The organism is Alistipes putredinis DSM 17216 (assembly GCF_000154465.1).
Lineage (GTDB): Bacteria > Bacteroidota > Bacteroidia > Bacteroidales > Rikenellaceae > Alistipes > Alistipes putredinis.
The window spans coordinates 571,861-588,643 of the sequence record NZ_DS499579.1 but is presented as its reverse complement, the minus strand read 5'-3'; the positions used below and the strand labels follow the sequence as shown (position 1 = coordinate 588,643).

At 52.6% G+C, this 16,783-nt stretch carries 29 protein-coding genes; all 29 read right to left on the bottom strand.

From position 1 onward, the window contains the following. Positions 1 to 3: 3 nt before the first annotated feature. A complete protein-coding gene (rpsM, locus tag ALIPUT_RS08560; protein WP_004329490.1) occupies positions 4 to 384 on the bottom strand; it encodes a 30S ribosomal protein S13 in 381 nt (126 codons plus the stop codon). 34 nt (positions 385 to 418) lie between these two features. Further along, the gene (ykgO, locus tag ALIPUT_RS08555; protein WP_010262443.1) at positions 419 to 535 is read right to left on the bottom strand and encodes a type B 50S ribosomal protein L36; all 117 of its coding nucleotides are present in this window, start codon (positions 533 to 535) and stop codon (positions 419 to 421) included. A 21-nt stretch (positions 536 to 556) separates the two neighbouring features. Beyond that, positions 557 to 775 (bottom strand): translation initiation factor IF-1, encoded by a 219-nt coding sequence (gene infA, locus ALIPUT_RS08550; RefSeq protein WP_004329489.1) that lies wholly within the window; start codon positions 773 to 775, stop codon positions 557 to 559. Positions 776 to 781: 6 nt separating this feature from the next. Further along, on the bottom strand, positions 782 to 1,558 hold the full coding sequence (map, locus tag ALIPUT_RS08545; protein WP_004329488.1) for a type I methionyl aminopeptidase: 777 nt from the start codon (positions 1,556 to 1,558) through the stop codon (positions 782 to 784). Positions 1,559 to 1,584: 26 nt separating this feature from the next. Continuing rightward, the gene (gene secY / locus ALIPUT_RS08540) at positions 1,585 to 2,973 is read right to left on the bottom strand and encodes a preprotein translocase subunit SecY (RefSeq protein ID WP_004329487.1); all 1,389 of its coding nucleotides are present in this window, start codon (positions 2,971 to 2,973) and stop codon (positions 1,585 to 1,587) included. 21 nt (positions 2,974 to 2,994) lie between these two features. Continuing rightward, entirely contained in the window at positions 2,995 to 3,441 is a 447-nt protein-coding gene (rplO, locus tag ALIPUT_RS08535) for a 50S ribosomal protein L15 (RefSeq protein WP_004329486.1), read from the bottom strand. A 27-nt stretch (positions 3,442 to 3,468) separates the two neighbouring features. Further along, entirely contained in the window at positions 3,469 to 3,651 is a 183-nt protein-coding gene (gene rpmD, locus ALIPUT_RS08530) for a 50S ribosomal protein L30 (protein WP_004329485.1), read from the bottom strand. A gap of 14 nt (positions 3,652 to 3,665) precedes the next feature. Next, complete coding sequence (gene rpsE / locus ALIPUT_RS08525; protein WP_004329484.1) at positions 3,666 to 4,184, bottom strand: 30S ribosomal protein S5; 519 nt, start codon at positions 4,182 to 4,184, stop codon at positions 3,666 to 3,668. Positions 4,185 to 4,190: 6 nt separating this feature from the next. Beyond that, complete coding sequence (gene rplR, locus ALIPUT_RS08520) at positions 4,191 to 4,553, bottom strand: 50S ribosomal protein L18 (protein ID WP_004329483.1); 363 nt, start codon at positions 4,551 to 4,553, stop codon at positions 4,191 to 4,193. Between the two features lie 17 nt (positions 4,554 to 4,570). Continuing rightward, complete coding sequence (gene rplF, locus ALIPUT_RS08515; RefSeq protein ID WP_004329482.1) at positions 4,571 to 5,158, bottom strand: 50S ribosomal protein L6; 588 nt, start codon at positions 5,156 to 5,158, stop codon at positions 4,571 to 4,573. Positions 5,159 to 5,179: 21 nt separating this feature from the next. Continuing rightward, a complete protein-coding gene (rpsH, locus tag ALIPUT_RS08510; RefSeq protein ID WP_004329481.1) occupies positions 5,180 to 5,578 on the bottom strand; it encodes a 30S ribosomal protein S8 in 399 nt (132 codons plus the stop codon). A 777-nt stretch (positions 5,579 to 6,355) separates the two neighbouring features. After that, positions 6,356 to 6,652, bottom strand: coding sequence for a 30S ribosomal protein S14 (gene rpsN / locus ALIPUT_RS08505; RefSeq protein ID WP_004329479.1), 297 nt, complete (start codon positions 6,650 to 6,652; stop codon positions 6,356 to 6,358). 3 nt (positions 6,653 to 6,655) lie between these two features. After that, positions 6,656 to 7,222, bottom strand: a complete 567-nt coding sequence (gene rplE / locus ALIPUT_RS08500; RefSeq protein ID WP_004329478.1) for a 50S ribosomal protein L5 — start codon at positions 7,220 to 7,222, stop codon at positions 6,656 to 6,658. After that, on the bottom strand, positions 7,222 to 7,545 hold the full coding sequence (gene rplX / locus ALIPUT_RS08495) for a 50S ribosomal protein L24 (RefSeq protein WP_004329477.1): 324 nt from the start codon (positions 7,543 to 7,545) through the stop codon (positions 7,222 to 7,224). The genes rplE and rplX overlap by 1 nt, the downstream gene beginning before the upstream one ends. Positions 7,546 to 7,567: 22 nt before the next feature. Then, positions 7,568 to 7,933: a 50S ribosomal protein L14 gene (gene rplN, locus ALIPUT_RS08490; protein ID WP_004329476.1), complete on the bottom strand. Its 366-nt coding sequence runs from the start codon at positions 7,931 to 7,933 to the stop codon at positions 7,568 to 7,570. 2 nt (positions 7,934 to 7,935) lie between these two features. Next, positions 7,936 to 8,190: a 30S ribosomal protein S17 gene (rpsQ, locus tag ALIPUT_RS08485; RefSeq protein WP_022459906.1), complete on the bottom strand. Its 255-nt coding sequence runs from the start codon at positions 8,188 to 8,190 to the stop codon at positions 7,936 to 7,938. Between the two features lie 8 nt (positions 8,191 to 8,198). After that, positions 8,199 to 8,393, bottom strand: a complete 195-nt coding sequence (rpmC, locus tag ALIPUT_RS08480; protein ID WP_004329474.1) for a 50S ribosomal protein L29 — start codon at positions 8,391 to 8,393, stop codon at positions 8,199 to 8,201. 9 nt (positions 8,394 to 8,402) lie between these two features. Continuing rightward, the gene (gene rplP / locus ALIPUT_RS08475) at positions 8,403 to 8,831 is read right to left on the bottom strand and encodes a 50S ribosomal protein L16 (RefSeq protein WP_004329473.1); all 429 of its coding nucleotides are present in this window, start codon (positions 8,829 to 8,831) and stop codon (positions 8,403 to 8,405) included. Between the two features lie 26 nt (positions 8,832 to 8,857). Next, on the bottom strand, positions 8,858 to 9,649 hold the full coding sequence (rpsC, locus tag ALIPUT_RS08470) for a 30S ribosomal protein S3 (protein WP_004329472.1): 792 nt from the start codon (positions 9,647 to 9,649) through the stop codon (positions 8,858 to 8,860). Between the two features lie 4 nt (positions 9,650 to 9,653). Then, on the bottom strand, positions 9,654 to 10,064 hold the full coding sequence (rplV, locus tag ALIPUT_RS08465) for a 50S ribosomal protein L22 (protein ID WP_004329471.1): 411 nt from the start codon (positions 10,062 to 10,064) through the stop codon (positions 9,654 to 9,656). 7 nt (positions 10,065 to 10,071) lie between these two features. After that, positions 10,072 to 10,341 (bottom strand): 30S ribosomal protein S19, encoded by a 270-nt coding sequence (gene rpsS, locus ALIPUT_RS08460; protein WP_004329470.1) that lies wholly within the window; start codon positions 10,339 to 10,341, stop codon positions 10,072 to 10,074. Positions 10,342 to 10,357: 16 nt separating this feature from the next. Further along, positions 10,358 to 11,182, bottom strand: a complete 825-nt coding sequence (rplB, locus tag ALIPUT_RS08455; RefSeq protein ID WP_004329469.1) for a 50S ribosomal protein L2 — start codon at positions 11,180 to 11,182, stop codon at positions 10,358 to 10,360. A 5-nt stretch (positions 11,183 to 11,187) separates the two neighbouring features. Continuing rightward, entirely contained in the window at positions 11,188 to 11,478 is a 291-nt protein-coding gene (gene rplW, locus ALIPUT_RS08450; RefSeq protein WP_004329468.1) for a 50S ribosomal protein L23, read from the bottom strand. A 15-nt stretch (positions 11,479 to 11,493) separates the two neighbouring features. Further along, the gene (rplD, locus tag ALIPUT_RS08445) at positions 11,494 to 12,120 is read right to left on the bottom strand and encodes a 50S ribosomal protein L4 (RefSeq protein ID WP_004329467.1); all 627 of its coding nucleotides are present in this window, start codon (positions 12,118 to 12,120) and stop codon (positions 11,494 to 11,496) included. Between the two features lies 1 nt (position 12,121). After that, entirely contained in the window at positions 12,122 to 12,736 is a 615-nt protein-coding gene (rplC, locus tag ALIPUT_RS08440) for a 50S ribosomal protein L3 (protein ID WP_004329466.1), read from the bottom strand. A gap of 160 nt (positions 12,737 to 12,896) precedes the next feature. Next, positions 12,897 to 13,202 (bottom strand): 30S ribosomal protein S10, encoded by a 306-nt coding sequence (gene rpsJ, locus ALIPUT_RS08435; protein WP_004329464.1) that lies wholly within the window; start codon positions 13,200 to 13,202, stop codon positions 12,897 to 12,899. Positions 13,203 to 13,211: 9 nt separating this feature from the next. Beyond that, positions 13,212 to 15,323 (bottom strand): elongation factor G, encoded by a 2,112-nt coding sequence (fusA, locus tag ALIPUT_RS08430; RefSeq protein ID WP_004329462.1) that lies wholly within the window; start codon positions 15,321 to 15,323, stop codon positions 13,212 to 13,214. Between the two features lie 16 nt (positions 15,324 to 15,339). Further along, the gene (rpsG, locus tag ALIPUT_RS08425; RefSeq protein ID WP_004329461.1) at positions 15,340 to 15,816 is read right to left on the bottom strand and encodes a 30S ribosomal protein S7; all 477 of its coding nucleotides are present in this window, start codon (positions 15,814 to 15,816) and stop codon (positions 15,340 to 15,342) included. A 39-nt stretch (positions 15,817 to 15,855) separates the two neighbouring features. Then, positions 15,856 to 16,260, bottom strand: a complete 405-nt coding sequence (gene rpsL / locus ALIPUT_RS08420) for a 30S ribosomal protein S12 (protein WP_004329460.1) — start codon at positions 16,258 to 16,260, stop codon at positions 15,856 to 15,858. Positions 16,261 to 16,783: the final 523 nt, after the last annotated feature.

The window sequence follows — 16,783 nt, the reverse complement described above, 5'->3', positions numbered from 1 at the left end:
TTATTACTTCGTTGCCTTTTTCTTGTTTGCGACGGTCTTCTTCTTGCCCTTACGCGTGCGGGCATTGTTCTTGGTGCTCTGACCGCGAACCGGAAGACCCAGACGGTGGCGGATACCCCGGTAGCAGCCGATATCCATCAGACGTTTGATATTGAGCTGTACGACCGAACGGCATTCGCCCTCGACCTTGATACCCATATCCGCGATCTTCGAACGAATTGCGCCGACCTGTTCATCCGACCAATCCTGAACCTTGAGGTCGTAGCTGATACCGGCCTCGTCGAGAATTTTGCGGGCGGTCGAGCGACCGATGCCGTAGATATACGTCAGGCCGATCTCGCCGCGTTTGTTTTTTGGTAAATCTACACCTACTATACGTGCCATAAAATTTCTCTTTCTTTAATTAATCGTTTAAACATTACCCTTGGCGCATTTTAAACTTGGGATTCTTCTTGCAGATCACATAAAGTTTGCCTTTACGCTTCACGATCTTGCAATCCTCGCTTCTCTTTTTGATTGATGCTTTTACTTTCATGGTTTTCAAGCAATCTAATGGTTATTTGTACCTAAACGAGATACGCCCCTTACTCAAATCGTAAGGCGTCATCTCCACTTTCACTTTATCCCCGGGAAGAATCTTGATGTAGTGCATTCGCATCTTGCCGGAGATATGGGCCGTGATCACGTGGCCGTTATCCAACTCCACGCGGAACATCGCGTTGGACAACGCCTCGATGATCGTACCGTCCCGTTCGATCGCAGTTTGTTTTGCCATAGAGTCTTACTTATTTATTGCCTGTTCGATAATACTGAAATCCGTCAGAACGTCCGGTCCGTCCTTGCCCACCGCCACCGCGTACTCGAAGTGAGCCGCCGGCTTGCGGTCGCGGGTCGTAACCGTCCAACCGTCCCGTTCGAAAACCACCGCCTTGGTGCCCATGTTGATCATGGGTTCAATACAGATGACCATTCCCTGTTTGAGAAGCGGTCCTCTGCCGCGTGCGCCGTAGTTCGGAACACCCGGGGCCTCGTGCATCTTACGCCCCAGACCGTGTCCCTCCAACTCCCGGACAACGCCGTAGCCGAAACTTTCGGCATACTCCTGCACAGCCGCGGAAATGTCGCCTACGCGATTTCCAGCCTTGGCCTGTGCCGTACCTTTGCGAAGAGCCTCTTTGGTGACTTCCATCAGTTGCCGTACTTCCTCGGCAACTTCTCCCACGGCGAACGTATAAGCCGAATCACCAACAAACCCCTTCATAAACGTACCGCAATCCACCGATACGATGTCTCCCTCACGGAGAACTCTCTTGGATGACGGAATACCGTGCACCACCTCTTCGTTGATCGAAATACACAGCGAAGCGGGGAATCCCTGGTATCCGAGAAAAGCAGGAACTGCTCCGTGCGAACGGATGAAATCCTCGGCGAGAGTATCCAACTCCTTGGTCGTAACGCCCGGTGCGATGTGGCGACCCACCTCGGCCAGCGTCCGGCTCACGAGAAGATTGTTCTCACGGAGCAGCTCTATCTCTTCTTCAGTTTTTAAGTATATCATTCTTTCAGAACTCTCTTGAACAACAATTAGTAGCGGCCCTGAATGCGTCCTGTCTTCATCAGACCGTCATAGTGACGCATCAGCAGGTAGCTCTCTATCTGCTTCAGAGTGTCGAGGATCACACCGACCATAATCAGCAGCGAAGTACCTCCGTAGAAATAGGCGAACGCCTGCTGAATGTTCAGGAACTTCATGGCCAGCGCCGGCAGAATCGCCACCAGAGCCAGGAAGATGGAACCGGGAAGAGTGATTCTCGTCATGATGGTATCGATATAGTTCACCGTCGCCTTGCCCGGCTTTACACCCGGGATGAAGCCGCCGTTGCGCTTCATATCGTCAGCCATCATTTGAGGATTGATAATAATCGCCGTGTAGAAATAAGTAAAGGCGACTACCAGGATGCCGAGCGTAAGGTTGTACCAGAAGCCGCGCATGTCGGAGAATGCCGCAGCAAAACCGGGCGCAACATTGGCGAACAACATCGGAATAAACATCAGCGCCTGTGCGAAGATGATAGGCATCACGTTCGCAGCATTCATCTTCAGGGGGATGTACTGGCGTACACCTCCGTACTGTTTGTTTCCGACAATACGCTTCGCATACTGAACGGGGATCTTACGAACGGCCTGTACCAGGGCAACCGTAGCCATGAAGACCAGGAACAGCAACACCAGTTCGAGGATCAGCATGATGGCGCTACCGTCGGAGGTCTGGAAGCGGGCGTTGATCTCGGCGAGCAACGCGTGCGGCAGACGGGCCACGATACCGATCATGATAATCAGCGAAATACCGTTACCGATACCCTTGTCGGTGATCTTCTCGCCCAGCCACATGATGAACATGGTGCCGGCGATCAGGATGACCGTCGCATACGCAAGGAAAAGGAACGTGTTTCCGTAAACGAATGCCTCGGGTACTTGATGGTACAGGTTCGTAATATACGCAGGACCTTGGATCAACAGGACGATGATCGTCAGCATGCGCGTCCACTGATTCATTTTGCGGCGGCCGCTCTCACCCTCTTTCTGCATCTTCTGGAAGTAAGGAATCATGATGCCCATCAACTGAATGATGATCGAAGCGGTGATGTACGGCATCACTCCGAGTGCAAAAATCGCCGCATTGCCGAATGCACCGCCGGAGAATACGTTCAACAGGCCCAGAAGACCGTTGCCCTCCAACTGACTGGCAAGCGCCGACCCCTCGCCCAGGGCGTTGGGGTTGATGCCCGGAATGACCACAAAACAGCCCAAGCGATACACAAGCAGAAGACCCAGCGTATAGAGAATACGCTTGCGGAGTTCCTCGATCTTGTATATGTTCTTGAGGGTTTCTACGAATTTCTTGTTGGTCGCCAGCAGCGCGATGATCGCAACTACGACGATACCAACAATCAGATAACCATAACCATTCATAATATTGGGTTTTGCGGGTTATTACAATTTTTCCACGTTGCCTCCGGCTGCCGTAATCGCAGCTTCGGCACTCTTCGAGAAAGCGTGAGCCTTCACCGTGAGGGCTTTCGTAATCGCACCGTTACCCAGGATCTTCACTTTGTCGTTCGAAGAGATGAAGCCGGCAGCTACCAGCGTGTCGATCGTCACCTCCGTCAGGTTTTTCTTGGCTGCGAGTTCTTCGAGCGTCGAAAGGTTGATCGGCTTGAATTCCACTCTCTTCAGATTGGTGAAGCCGAACTTCGGCAGGCGACGCTGCAACGGCATCTGACCGCCTTCGAAACCTAACTTACGCGAATAACCCGAACGCGACTGGGCACCCTTGTGACCGCGCGTTGCCGTACCACCGTGTCCCGAACCTGCACCGCGGCCGATTCGTTTATCGTGATGCGTTGATCCCTTTGCGGGTTTGAGATTATTGAGTTCCATCGTTTATCAGTTCTTAAACATTTTCAATTATTTAACCTCCTCGATCGTTACGAGGTGCTTCACACGCTCCAGCATGCCCTTGATGATGACCGAATCTTCATGCTCGACGCTCTGACGGATCTTGCGAAGACCGAGTGCATCGAGATTTTTGCGCTGCTGTGCAGTGGCGCCGATGCGGCTCTTAACTTGAGTAATTTTCAATCTTGCCATAGTCTTCTTTCCAATTAACCGTTAAACACCTGATTCATCGAGATACCGCGCAACTGTGCCACGCTGTGAGCGTCGCGCAGCTCGCAGAGAGCGGCGATGGTAGCCTTCACCAGGTTGTGGGGGTTCGACGAACCCTTGCTCTTGGCAAGCACGTTCTTCACGCCTACCGACTCCAGCACGGCACGCATGGCACCGCCGGCGATAATACCGGTACCGGGAGCCGCCGGACGAACCATCACCAGCGAACCGCCGAAACGCATCTCCTGCTTGTGGGGAATCGTACCGTTGATTACGGGAATCTTCACCAGGTTTTTCTTGGCATCCTCCACGCCTTTGGCAATAGCCGAAGTAACCTCCGAAGCCTTACCCAGACCGTAGCCTACCACACCATTCTCGTTGCCGACGACCACGATGGCCGAGAAGCTGAACGTGCGACCGCCCTTCGTTACCTTGGTAACACGCTGAATGCTTACGAGCCGGTCTTTGAGCTCGAGGTCGCTTGTGCGTACTTTCTTCATATTGGTATTTGCCATATCGCTTTAGAATTTAAGACCGCCTTCACGAGCGGCGTCTGCTAACATTTTTACTCGTCCGTGATACAGGTAACCGTTGCGATCGAACGAAACGGTCGAAATACCCTTCTCGATAGCGCGTTTCGCGGCCAGTTTTCCGACCAGGGCTGCCACGTCGATTTTGTTCTTGCCCGCAGCCTCGGCAGCTACTTCCTTGTCCAGCGAAGAAGCGGTCGCCAGGGTCACGCCGGCCAGGTCGTCAATAAACTGCACGTAGATCTGCTTGTTGCTACGGAATACAGTCATACGGGGATGCTCGGCCGTACCGCTCACGATTTTGCGGATACGCATCTTGATCCTCTCTCTTCTTTCTATTTTAGTCAATGCCATAATTTACTCAATGTTTATTATTTAGCACCTGCAGACTTACCTGCCTTACGACGGAGTTGTTCACCTACGAACTTGATACCCTTGCCCTTGTACGGCTCCGGCTTGCGCAGCGAGCGGAGCTTCGCAGCGACCTGGCCTACGAGCTGCTTGTCGATGCTCTTCAGCGTTACGATCGGGTTGCCCTTTTTCTCCGTAACGGCCGTAGCGGTCACTTCGGGAGGAAGCATCAGGTATGTATCGTGCGAATAGCCGAGGCTCATTTCCAGGATATTGCCCTTGACTTCAGCCTTGAAGCCGACGCCGACGAGCTCCTGCTTGATTTCATAACCTTTCGAAACGCCGATCACCATATTATTGATCAGGGCGCGGTACAGACCGTGCAGCGAACGGTGACGGGGTTGGTTGGTCGGACGCGACACCAGCACGGCAGGAATCTCTTTCTGCGTATGAACGTCGGTGTGCGTACCCACCTCTACTTTAATGTCTGAATCAACCTTCTGACTCAGTGTCCCAAGTGGTCCTTTCACGCTTACCACGTTATCCGGCGATACCGTAACGGTAACTCCGGCAGGCAAGTTTACAGGTAATCTACCAATTCTTGACATTTGTGTTGTTGTTATTTGATGTTAGTAAATATAGCACAGTACTTCGCCGCCGACGTTCTCTTTACGAGCCTTGGCATCGGTCATAATACCTTTCGAAGTCGAAAGGATGGCGATTCCCAAACCGTTCATCACACGGGGCATCTTCTCCACGGAAGCGTACTGGCGCAGACCGGGGCGGCTCACGCGGTGCAGATTCTTGATGGCGTTGGATTTGGTCGCCGCATCCCACTTGAGCGCGATCTTGATGGTCGGGTGGCCCTGTTCGTTGGTGTCGAACTTGTAAGCCAGGATGTAACCCTGCTCGTAGAGAATTTTAGTGATTTCCTGCTTAATTTTTGAGCCAGGAGCTTCAACCACTTTGTGGTTGGCTTTCACTGCGTTTCTAATTCGGGTCAGAAAGTCCGCAATAGGATCTGTCATAATGAATTAAAAGTTAAAAATTAATAAAAATATGTTACTCTTTGGTTTTCAGCCGTTTGAATTATTTCCAAAATACGTTCAACCCTCTTTGCATCCCCTTATGCCCTGATTTCCGACGCCTGCAAAAGGCACTTTTTCACGGACATACGCGGGTACAAAGCGTGCAAATATAGGAATAATTTCTCAATAATTCACAATTAAGCCCTAATTTTTAGCGAATTAAGACCTCTTCCGGAAAACAGAGCATGTCAGCATCCACTGGAGCCAACATGTATTCTGCTCAAAATCCCCCGGAAAAGTCCTCTCCGCACGTCGTCGAAACGGACCGAAAAACCGCTTTACAGCCAATCGCTCCCCCTCGTCTTCGTCACAGGACTCAACGGTTGAAAATTTGCATCCAAGTACCGAACCGTTCGAAAGTCCCTCCGCCGAGAAGTTACCACCTGCACGGTGGCACTTTCCTCGACTTTGCGACAATTCTACTTGGGTTCCGCACCCGTATAGGATTCACCTCTTTCGTAGTTCCCAGACCGAAAATCGGTCCTCAAACGGGACCCTGCGCACGCACATCTGGCGTACCGGCCCCTGACTACAACGGGCATAACACCCTCAGTAGATGAATCTCTCAGTGTGCCTGCTTCCGACGCACCTTTCGGAGCATCTTCCGCCGGCGGAATACGCTTTCTTGCTACCTGTCCGGAAAACCTCACGGCTTCCATCCCCGGTCGCTGCGGACAGGGAATCCCTCCGCAGCGGCGGTCGAGACAGGCAAGAACACTACCAGCTCGCCTTCTTAACGCCCGGGATCAGACCGTTCGACGCCATCTCGCGGAACTGGATACGGCTGATGCCGAACTGACGAATATATCCCTTCGGACGACCCGTCAGTTTGCAACGGTTGTGCTGGCGGATCGGATTCGAGTTGCGGGGCAGCTTCGACAGGGCGATCCATGCCTCCTCGTGATCCATTTCACCGCTCTTCACCTTGGCAGCGATCTCATCGCGTTTGTGCTGATAGCGCTTTGCGAGTTTCGCACGCTTCACTTCGCGTGCCTTCATTGACTCTTTTGCCATAGCTTATTGGTTGTTCTTTTTAGCATTTTTGAAAGGAAGACCGAACTCACGCAACAGGGCATAAGCCTCCTCGTCAGTCGCAGCCGTCGTAACGAACGTAATCTCCATACCGAAGATCTTGGTGATCTTGTCGATATCGATCTCCGGGAAGATGATCTGCTCGGTGATGCCGAGGGTGTAGTTGCCCTGACCGTCGAACTTCTCGTTGATACCCTTGAAGTCGCGGATACGCGGCAGAGCCACGGCAATCAGGCGCTCCAGGAACTCGTACATCTTGCTTGCACGCAGCGTCACACGAACGCCGATGGGCATGCCCTTACGCAATTTGAAGTTCGAGATATCCTTTCTCGACTTGGTCTGCACGGCCTTCTGACCTGCGATGAGCGAAAGCTCCTGCTGAGCCACGTCGATAAGTTTCTTATCGGCGACGGCCTGGCCCATACCCTGGTTAATAACGATCTTCTCGAGTTTCGGACACTGCATGATGCTCGTGTAGCCGAACTCCTTCATAAGGGCAGGTACGATCTGCTCCTTATACTGTGTCTTGAGTGTAGGTACGTATGCTGCCATTATTTGATCTCCTCCCCTGACTTTTTAGCGAAACGGACTAATTTACCTGCCGCATTCTGCTTGCGACCGATACGAGTGGGTTTGCCGCTCTTCGGATCCAGAACCTGCAGATTCGAAATGTGGATCGCCGACTCCTGTTCGATGATACCACCCTGAGGATTCTTCGCATTGGGCTTGGTAGCCTTCTTGCTGATGTTCACGCCCTCGACAATGGCACGCTGCTTCTGGGCATCGACCTTCAGGACTTTGCCCTGCTGGCCTTTGCTGTCGCCCGCGTTGACGTAAACCATATCCCCTTTCTTAATATGTAATTTAACTGACATATCTGAATGTGTGTTTTTAAGATTACAATACTTCGGGAGCGAGGGAGATGATCTTCATATACTGATCGCGAAGCTCACGAGCGACGGGACCGAAAATACGAGTACCGCGCATTTCACCCTGGTTGTTCAGAAGCACCACGGCGTTATCGTCGAAACGGATGTACGATCCGTTGGCACGTCTGATCTCCTTGGTCGTTCTAACTACGACTGCCTTCGATACAGCACCCTTCTTGACATCGCCCGAAGGAGAAGCGCTCTTGACAGCCACTACGATTTTATCGCCGATCGACGCGTAGCGACGCTTCGTGCCGCCAAGCACACGGATACAAAGCACTTCCTTTGCACCGCTGTTATCAGCTACTGTGAGTCTACTTTCTTGTTGTATCATAACTACTTCGCTCTTTCAATGATTTGTACTAATCTCCAACGCTTCGTCTTGCTCAACGGGCGGGTCTCCATGATACGTACGGTATCGCCTTCCTTGCAGGTTTCGTCCAGGCACTCGGCAACGAACTTCGTCGTCTTGTTCACGAACTTGCCGTAGATCGGATGCTTTACCTTACGGGCCACTGCAACCACGATGGTTTTCTCCATTTTGTTGCTGACAACCACCCCAATACGCTCTTTTCTAAGATTTCTTTCCATAACGGTAATTAACATTTAGGGTTTTTCTGACGCAGAATTGTCAGCATGCGCGCGATGTCTCTGCGGGATTTTTTGATTATAGACGGGTTCTCGATCGGCGAAACTCCGTGCTGCAACTTGAGTTTCGAAAGCTGCGCCTTCTCCACGTCGATGCGCTCCTGAAGCTCCTTGACCGACAGGTCCTTTATTTCTGCACTTTTCATCTTGATAGCTTAGATTGATGTTTCAACGAAATCTCGTCTTACAATGAACTTGGTAGTGATAGGCAGCTTCTGGGCTCCCAGACGAAGCGCTTCCTGAGCCACTGCCAGGGGCACGCCTTCTGCCTCGAAGAGAATACGACCGGGCGTAACAGGCGCAACGAACCCTTCCGGATTACCCTTACCCTTACCCATACGCACCTCGGCCGGTTTCTTGGTGATCGGTTTGTCGGGGAAGATGCGGATCCAGAGCTGACCCTCACGTTTCATATAACGGGTGATAGCCTGACGCGCAGCCTCGATCTGACGACCGGTAATCCAAGCGGAATCAAGTGCTTTGATTGCGAACGATCCGTATGCAAGTTGGTTACCTCTTTGAGCGATACCCTTCATACGACCTTTCTGCATTCTTCTAAATTTGGTCTTTTTTGGCTGTAACATGGTGTTCTTGCTTTAAAAGGTCCTACTTACTGTTTATTATTACGTTTCGGAGCACCGCCACGACGCTCTCCGCGATCGCCTCTGGGACCACGACGGTCGCCACGGTCGCCGCGAGGACCGCGACGATCGCCCGAAGGCTGGCCCGCGCCCTGTGCCGAAGCCGAAGCGCCGGCGATCTCGAACAGATCGCGCTTGCCGTAAACCGTACCCTGGCAGATCCATACCTTGACACCCAGGATACCTACCTTCGTAAGCGCCTCGGTCAGGCAGTAATCGATGTCGGCACGGAATGTATGCAGCGGAATACGTCCCTCTTTCATCGTTTCGCTGCGGGCCATCTCGGCACCGCCTACACGTCCGGAAACCTGGACCTTGATACCTTCGGCGCCCATACGCATCGTCGATGCGATAGCGGTTTTCACGGCGCGGCGGAACGATACGCGGCCCTCCAACTGGCGGGCGATGTTCTGTCCCACGATCACGGCGTCAACCTCCGGACGCTTCACTTCGAAGATATTGATCTGGACCTCCTTACCGGTGAGTTTCTTCAACTCCTCCTTGAGTTTATCGACCTCCTGGCCGCCCTTGCCGATGATGATACCGGGGCGGGCCGTCGCGATCGTGACCGTAACAAGCTTCAGCGTGCGCTCGATGATGATCTTCGAGATGCTCGCCTTCGCCAAACGGACATTCAGATACTTGCGGATCTTGGCGTCTTCGACCAATTTCTCTGAGAAATCCTTACCTCCGAACCAGTTGGAGTCCCAACCGCGGATGATGCCAAGACGATTTGCTATCGGATTAACTTTCTGTCCCATTTGATTACTTGTTTTCTACGGTTACCATTTTGTCAACTACGATCGTTACGTGGTTCGAACGCTTGCGGATACGGTGTGCACGACCTTGAGGCGCGGGCTGAATACGCTTCAGCATGCGACCGCCGTCAACAAATATCTCCTTTACACAAAGTTTGGTATCTTCCAGACGTTCTCCCTCGTTCTTGGCCTCCCAGTTGGCGATGGCCGACTTGAGGAGCTTCTCCAGACGGATCGACGCCTCTTTCTTCGAGTAGCGGAGGATACCCAGTGCCTTGTTGATCTCCACACCGCGGATGATGTCGGCCACCAAACGCATCTTACGCGGAGACGTCGGGCAATCCCGCAGAACGGCGATAGCCTTCTGCTTCTTTTCAGCCTTCATTTTTTCGGCTCTTATTGCTTTTCTTGCACCCATTTTCTACCTATTTTTTCTTGTTACCCGCATGACCACGGAAGTTACGCGTCGGAGCGAACTCGCCGAGTTTGTGTCCGACCATGTTTTCAGTTACGTAAACGGGAATAAACTTATTTCCGTTGTGGACAGCGATCGTCTGACCAACGAAGTCAGGCGAAATCATACTTGCTCGCGACCAGGTCTTGATGACCGCCTTCTTATTGCCCTCGGCTTGAGCGACTACTTTCGCCTCGAGTTTCGGGTCAATGAATGGTCCTTTTTTCAGTGAACGGCTCATTATGTTACTCTTTTAATTATTTTTTCTTTCTTGAAATAATAAACTTCGAGGTCGTCTTCTTCGGATTACGAGTCTTGTAACCCTTAGCCAACAGACCCTTGCGCGAACGCGGGTGACCACCCGACGCACGACCTTCGCCACCACCCATCGGGTGATCCACCGGGTTCATCACGACACCACGGTTTCTGGGACGACGGCCGAGCCAACGCTCACGACCTGCCTTACCCGAACTCTCGAGGCTGTGGTCCACGTTGGACACAACGCCGACAGTTGCACGGCAAGTTACGAGTACCATACGAGTCTCACCTGAAGGCAATTTGATAACGGCGAACTTGCCTTCACGTGCCAAAAGCTGAGCATAGGAACCGGCCGAACGAGCCATCGCGGCGCCCTGACCGGGGTAGAGTTCGATGTTGTGGATGACCGTACCCAGCGGAATCTCGCTCAGGAAGAGCGTATTTCCGACTTCGGGAGCGACACCTGCGCCGCTCATGACGGTCTGGCCGACCTGAAGGCCGTTCGGAGCCAGGATATAGCTCTTCTCGCCGTCGGCATACACAACCAATGCGATGCGTGCCGTACGATTCGGATCGTACTCGATCGTTTTCACAGTTGCAGCAACGCCATCCTTCACACGCTTGAAGTCCACATGACGATACATACGTTTGTGACCGCCGCCGATGTAGCGAACCGTCATCTTACCCGTATTGTTACGTCCGCCTGAACTTTTCTTGACGCTGACGAGCGATTTCTCCGGTACGTTCGTCGTGATCTCGTCGAACGTGCCGATAATCTTATGTCTTGTACCGGGTGTTACCGGTTTAAACTTTCTTACTGCCATCTCTTTTAGATATTACTGTAAAAATCGATCTTGTCTCCATCCTTCAAGGTGACGATCGCCTTCTTGAAGTTATTAGCACGGCCTTCCAGAAGACCCGCCTTGGTGTAGCGGCTCTTGAGTTTGCCCATGTAGTTCACCGTATTCACATCCGTTACAACCACGTTGTAAAGCTGCTCTACGGCGTTACGGATCTGCAGCTTATTAGCTCTAACGTCAACGATAAAACCGTAACGGTTCAGCTTCTCGCCCTGAATCGTCATTTTCTCGGTCAGTATTGGCTTAATGATAATTTCCATTTTTCTTGCGCGTGTTTAGGCTAACATTGTATTCAAAATATTCTCGGCACCCTCTACCATCACCAGCGCCGAAGCGTTCATCACTTCGTACGTATTGACGTTCGAAGCCAGAATGGCTTTCACGTAGGGGAGGTTGCGGCACGAGAGCTGAAGATTGACGTTCGAATCCGGCAAAACCAGCAGGACTTTCTTGTCGGCAACCTTCAGAGCCTCGGCCATCGCTACGATCGACTTAGTCTTGGGAGCGTCCATCGAAATAGGCTCCACCACGCAGATCGCACCTGCCTGTGCCTTGTAAGTAAGAGCGCTGCGGCGAGCCAGCTGCTTGAGCTTCTTGTTGAGCTTGAAGCTGTAGTCGCGGGGAACGGGACCGAACACGCGGCCGCCGCCTACGAACAGAGGCGATTTGATGCTGCCGCAACGAGCACCGCCCGTACCTTTCTGACGCTTGAGCTTGCGGGTCGAACCGGCCACCTCGTTGCGCTGCTTGGATTTATGGGTACCCTGGCGCTGATCGGCAAGATACTGCTTCACGTCCAGGTAGATAGCGTGGTCATTAGCCTCCACGCCGAAAACAGCGTCCGAAAGGACCACTTTACGGCCTGTCTCTTTTCCTTGTGTGTTTAATACAGCTAATTCCATACTATTTCTCAATTGTTAAATAAGCACCCTTTGCCCCCGGAATCGAACCTTTCACCAGAATCAGGTTGTTCTCGGGAATAATTTTCAAAACTTTCAGGTTCAAAACTTTCACCTGCTCACCGCCCATACGGCCCGGCAGACGTTTGCCCGGGAATACGCGCGAAGGATAGGACGATGCACCGAGCGAACCCGGCTTGCGCTGACGGTTGTGCTGACCGTGAGTCTGACCGCCCACGCCGCCGAAACCGTGACGCTTCACAACGCCCTGGAAGCCTTTACCCTTGGAGATCCCCGTCACATCGACCCAGTCCTCTTCCGAGAACATATCGACGGTCAGCGTATCGCCCAGGTTCACTTCAGGCATATCCTTAAACTCAGCCATCTTGCGTTTAGGGGTAGTGCCGGCTTTCTTGAAGTGTCCTAACAAACTGCCGGTGGTGTGCTTTTCACTTTTGTCGTCATAGGCAATCTGAACCGCTTCGTAGGAGTCCTTCTCCACGGTTCTGATTTGCGTAACTACGCACGGACCAGCCTCAATGACAGTGCATGGTATGTTCTTACCCTCGGCACTGTAAACGGAAGTCATTCCGATTTTCTTTCCAATAAGTCCTGACATTTTTGTCAAATTACGTTTGTTAATATAAAGTATAAAGTGATCTTCTTAGAACTGTCGGGAACATTTGCGATCCCGTAGCGGCAAAACGTGCCGGAAAGGGCTGCCGCACCGGCTCGACACCGGGCGGCGGCACGATCCGAAACAGGTTTCGATCAGTCTATCAGACCTTGATCTCCACTTCGACACCCGAAGGAAGCTCCAGTTTCATCAGAGCGTCGATGGTCTTGGGAGTCGATGAATAGATATCGAGGATCCGCTTGAACGTGCAGAGCTGGAACTGCTCGCGCGCCTTTTTATTGACGAAGGTCGAGCGGTTCACGGTGAAAATCTGCTTGTGCGTCGGAAGGGGCACCGGACCGCTGACTACGGCTCCCGTGCTCTTCACGGTCTTCACGATCTTCTCGGCCGACTTATCGACGAGGTTATGGTCGAAAGACTTCAGTTTGATTCTAATTTTCTGGTTCATATGTTTTTCTTATTCTAATTCCTTACGTTTACCACTTGCCTTCTCGATCACCTCCTTGGCAATGTTCGCCGGAACTTCCTCGAAGTGCGAGAACTCCATCGAAGAGGTGGCACGACCCGACGAGATCGTACGGAGCACGGTCACATAACCGAACATCTCCGACAGGGGCACTTTGGCCTTCACTACGCGGGCATTACCCTTCGACTCCATACCCGTCACCTGACCGCGGCGCTTGTTCAGGTCGCCGATGATGTCGCCCATGTTCTCCTCGGGCGTCACCACCTCGACGGACATGATCGGCTCCTTGATGACCGAACCGGCCTTGGGAGCGGCGTTGCGGTAACCGTTACGGGCGCAGATTTCGAAAGACAACTGGTCGGAATCGACCGGGTGGAACGAACCGTCCTTCAGGGTAACCTTCATCGAGTCCATCGTGTAGCCGGCCAATGCACCGTTCGCCATCGCTGCGGCAAAACCTTTCTGTACGGCGGGAATGAACTCCTTCGGAATGTTACCGCCCTTGACTTCATCCACGAAAGTAAGACCCATCGTGCCTTCGTCGGCAGGACCGATTTCGAAAATGATGTCGGCGAACTTACCGCGACCGCCCGTCTGCTTCTTGAACACCTCGCGGTGCTGAACGGTCTTGGTCAGCGCCTCCTTGTAGTTCACCTGCGGAGCACCCTGGTTGATCTCCACGCCAAACTCACGGCGCAGACGGTCCACGATGATGTCGAGGTGCAACTCACCCATACCGCTGATCACGGTCTGGCCGCTGTCCTCGTCGGTATGTACGGTAAAGGTAGGATCCTCCTCGGCCAGCTTGCCCAGGGCAATACCCAGCTTATCGAGGTCTTTCTGCGTCTTGGGCTCCACAGCCAAACCGATCACCGGCTCGGGGAAGGTCATCTGCTCCAATACGATGGGTGCATCTTCCGCACAAAGCGTATCGCCCGTGCGAATCTCCTTGAAACCTACGGCTGCGCAGATATCACCGGCCTCTACAACCTCCAACGGATTCTGCTTGTTGGAGTGCATCTGGTACAGGCGGCTGATGCGCTCACGCTTACCGCTGCGGGAATTAAGTACATAAGAACCGGCATCGAGCTTACCCGAATAAACGCGTACGAAGCACAGACGGCCGACGAACGGATCGGTAGCGATCTTGAACGCCAGACCGCAGAACGGATCCTCTACGCTGGCATGACGCACTTCCTCCGCATCGGTCTTGGGATTTATACCCCTGACCGCAGGCACATCGAGCGGCGACGGCAGGAATGCCATCACATAGTCAAGCAGCTTCTGCACGCCCTTGTTGTGGAACGACGAGCCGCAAAGCATCGGCACGAGCTGCATGGAAATCGTAGCTTTACGGATCGCAGCCAGGAGTTCGTCGGGAGTGATCGAATCGGGATCCTCGAAGAATTTCTCCATCAGCGCATCGTCCGTAGCGGCGACTTCTTCGATGAGCTTGGCACGCCATTCGGCAGCCTCGGCCTTCATCGACTCGGGAATCTCGCGAACCTCGAAATTATCACGCACGGTCTTATCGTCGAAATAATAAATCGCGTTATTATATATAAGGTCTATCAAACCTTCGAACTTGTCCTCGACACCGATCGGAAGAACGACCGGAAGTGCCGTAGCGCCGAAGTGCTCCTTGATCTGAGAGCAAACGGCCAGGAAATCGGCACCCGTACGGTCCATCTTATTGACGTAACCGATACGCGGCACATTATATTTGTCGGCCTGACGCCAAACGGTCTCCGACTGGGGCTCCACACCGCCTACGGCGCAGAACGTGGCGATAGCGCCGTCCAGCACACGGAGCGAACGCTCCACCTCGACCGTAAAATCGACGTGTCCCGGGGTGTCGATCAGGTTGATCTGGTACTGGTGGCCCTTGTACTGCCAGAAAGCGGTCGTAGCAGCCGAGGTAATCGTAATACCGCGCTCCTGCTCCTGCACCATCCAGTCCATCACGGCAGCACCTTCGTGCGTTTCGCCGATCTTGTGCGTTTTACCCGTGTAGAAAAGAATTCGTTCCGAGGTGGTCGTCTTACCGGCATCGATGTGAGCCATGATACCGATATTGCGAGTATAAGTTAAATCTCTTGCCATCTGTCGAATCTCCTAATTAAAATCTAAAGTGTGCAAATGCCTTGTTGGCCTCGGCCATACGGTGCATCTCCTCCTTACGCTTGAAAGCGGCACCCTGCTGGTTGTAGGCATCCACGATTTCGGCAGCGAGTTTCTCAGCCATCGTTTTACCGGCGCGCTTGCGGGAGTAAAGGACAAGGTTTTTCATAGAAATCGAAATCTTGCGCTCCGGTCGAACCTCCATAGGAACCTGGAATGTCGCGCCACCGATACGCTTCGACTTAACTTCGACTTGGGGCGTGATATTCTCGAGAGCCTGTTTCCAGACTTCCAGCGGAGATTTATCAGCATCCTTCATCTTCTTGCCCACCAACTCCAGAGAGTCATAAAAAATGGTATAGGCAATACTCTTCTTACCATCCAGCATAAGGTTGTTCACGAAACGCGTTACTGCGACATCGCTGAACTTCGGATCCGGAAGTAGAATTCGCTTCTTTGGCTTAGCTTTTCTCATTGTTATTGGCTAAATTAATGTTTTGTCGTAGTCCTGATATTACTTCTTGCCTTTAGCGGGAGCCGCTGCACCTGCCTTGGGGCGTTTTGCACCGTACTTGGAACGACGCTGACGGCGTCCGTCCACACCTGCGGAGTCGAGAGCACCGCGCACCAGATGATAACGCACACCCGGAAGGTCCTTCACACGACCGCCGCGAACCAGCACGATGGAGTGTTCCTGCAAGTTGTGGCCTTCTCCGGGGATATAGGCGTTGACCTCCTTGCCATTGGTCAATCTTACACGCGCCACCTTACGCATCGCCGAGTTCGGCTTCTTCGGGGTCGTGGTGTACACACGCGTACAAACGCCCCGGCGCTGCGGACACGCGGCCAGTGCGGGGGACTTGCTCTTGTCCTCCAGACGTACTCGGCCGTTTCTCACTAACTGTTGAATAGTAGGCATTTCTTACTGTTTTTGTCCTTTAATAAATGGTTTGAATTTCAATCTCCATTGTCCAAAATGGACTGCAAAGATACGCAAAAATTCCGAACCGCCATATATAAGTGCAATATTTTTTGCCGTTCCAGCCCGATTTTTCAGCATTTTAGCCCATTTCAGCCCTTTTATCGATTCTTTTTATTTATAGAATTTATAAACATATAACATAATACTTATATACAAATCCGCAACTTACTGACAATAAAACCTATCTGCTCTCCGCGAAATAGTCTTTCGGCCTCCAGCCGACCTCCCGTCTCACCAAAACACAGGCTCCACTACGACACCCGGACAGCTCATCCGGGTCTTTCACCCCAATTCTCCGAAGCAAAGGGCAAGCCTCTCTCAATCAAAAAATTTCGATCCGTCTCCGGCTTCCGCCATCTTTCCGTACAGGAAGGCGGGACCGGACCCGAAACGGAAACCGAGGACATACGAACTCCGCCGTACAACGAACAGGGGTCCCGAAAAGAGGCCGATAAACGAA

Excerpts from the sequence above, each read along its gene's own strand:
- rpsM (WP_004329490.1), bottom strand. The coding sequence starts at position 384 with ATGGCACGTATAGTAGGTGTAGATTTACCAAAAAACAAACGCGGCGAG.
- ykgO (WP_010262443.1), bottom strand. The coding sequence starts at position 535 with ATGAAAGTAAAAGCATCAATCAAAAAGAGAAGCGAGGATTGCAAGATC.
- infA (WP_004329489.1), bottom strand. The coding sequence starts at position 775 with ATGGCAAAACAAACTGCGATCGAACGGGACGGTACGATCATCGAGGCG.
- map (WP_004329488.1), bottom strand. The coding sequence starts at position 1,558 with ATGATATACTTAAAAACTGAAGAAGAGATAGAGCTGCTCCGTGAGAAC.
- secY (WP_004329487.1), bottom strand. The coding sequence starts at position 2,973 with ATGAATGGTTATGGTTATCTGATTGTTGGTATCGTCGTAGTTGCGATC.
- rplO (WP_004329486.1), bottom strand. The coding sequence starts at position 3,441 with ATGGAACTCAATAATCTCAAACCCGCAAAGGGATCAACGCATCACGAT.
- rpmD (WP_004329485.1), bottom strand. The coding sequence starts at position 3,651 with ATGGCAAGATTGAAAATTACTCAAGTTAAGAGCCGCATCGGCGCCACT.
- rpsE (WP_004329484.1), bottom strand. The coding sequence starts at position 4,184 with ATGGCAAATACCAATATGAAGAAAGTACGCACAAGCGACCTCGAGCTC.
- rplR (WP_004329483.1), bottom strand. The coding sequence starts at position 4,553 with ATGGCATTGACTAAAATAGAAAGAAGAGAGAGGATCAAGATGCGTATC.
- rplF (WP_004329482.1), bottom strand. The coding sequence starts at position 5,158 with ATGTCAAGAATTGGTAGATTACCTGTAAACTTGCCTGCCGGAGTTACC.
- rpsH (WP_004329481.1), bottom strand. The coding sequence starts at position 5,578 with ATGACAGATCCTATTGCGGACTTTCTGACCCGAATTAGAAACGCAGTG.
- rpsN (WP_004329479.1), bottom strand. The coding sequence starts at position 6,652 with ATGGCAAAAGAGTCAATGAAGGCACGCGAAGTGAAGCGTGCGAAACTC.
- rplE (WP_004329478.1), bottom strand. The coding sequence starts at position 7,222 with ATGGCAGCATACGTACCTACACTCAAGACACAGTATAAGGAGCAGATC.
- rplX (WP_004329477.1), bottom strand. The coding sequence starts at position 7,545 with ATGTCAGTTAAATTACATATTAAGAAAGGGGATATGGTTTACGTCAAC.
- rplN (WP_004329476.1), bottom strand. The coding sequence starts at position 7,933 with ATGATACAACAAGAAAGTAGACTCACAGTAGCTGATAACAGCGGTGCA.
- rpsQ (WP_022459906.1), bottom strand. The coding sequence starts at position 8,190 with ATGGAAAGAAATCTTAGAAAAGAGCGTATTGGGGTGGTTGTCAGCAAC.
- rpmC (WP_004329474.1), bottom strand. The coding sequence starts at position 8,393 with ATGAAAAGTGCAGAAATAAAGGACCTGTCGGTCAAGGAGCTTCAGGAG.
- rplP (WP_004329473.1), bottom strand. The coding sequence starts at position 8,831 with ATGTTACAGCCAAAAAAGACCAAATTTAGAAGAATGCAGAAAGGTCGT.
- rpsC (WP_004329472.1), bottom strand. The coding sequence starts at position 9,649 with ATGGGACAGAAAGTTAATCCGATAGCAAATCGTCTTGGCATCATCCGC.
- rplV (WP_004329471.1), bottom strand. The coding sequence starts at position 10,064 with ATGGGTGCAAGAAAAGCAATAAGAGCCGAAAAAATGAAGGCTGAAAAG.
- rpsS (WP_004329470.1), bottom strand. The coding sequence starts at position 10,341 with ATGAGCCGTTCACTGAAAAAAGGACCATTCATTGACCCGAAACTCGAG.
- rplB (WP_004329469.1), bottom strand. The coding sequence starts at position 11,182 with ATGGCAGTAAGAAAGTTTAAACCGGTAACACCCGGTACAAGACATAAG.
- rplW (WP_004329468.1), bottom strand. The coding sequence starts at position 11,478 with ATGGAAATTATCATTAAGCCAATACTGACCGAGAAAATGACGATTCAG.
- rplD (WP_004329467.1), bottom strand. The coding sequence starts at position 12,120 with ATGGAATTAGCTGTATTAAACACACAAGGAAAAGAGACAGGCCGTAAA.
- rplC (WP_004329466.1), bottom strand. The coding sequence starts at position 12,736 with ATGTCAGGACTTATTGGAAAGAAAATCGGAATGACTTCCGTTTACAGT.
- rpsJ (WP_004329464.1), bottom strand. The coding sequence starts at position 13,202 with ATGAACCAGAAAATTAGAATCAAACTGAAGTCTTTCGACCATAACCTC.
- fusA (WP_004329462.1), bottom strand. The coding sequence starts at position 15,323 with ATGGCAAGAGATTTAACTTATACTCGCAATATCGGTATCATGGCTCAC.
- rpsG (WP_004329461.1), bottom strand. The coding sequence starts at position 15,816 with ATGAGAAAAGCTAAGCCAAAGAAGCGAATTCTACTTCCGGATCCGAAG.
- rpsL (WP_004329460.1), bottom strand. The coding sequence starts at position 16,260 with ATGCCTACTATTCAACAGTTAGTGAGAAACGGCCGAGTACGTCTGGAG.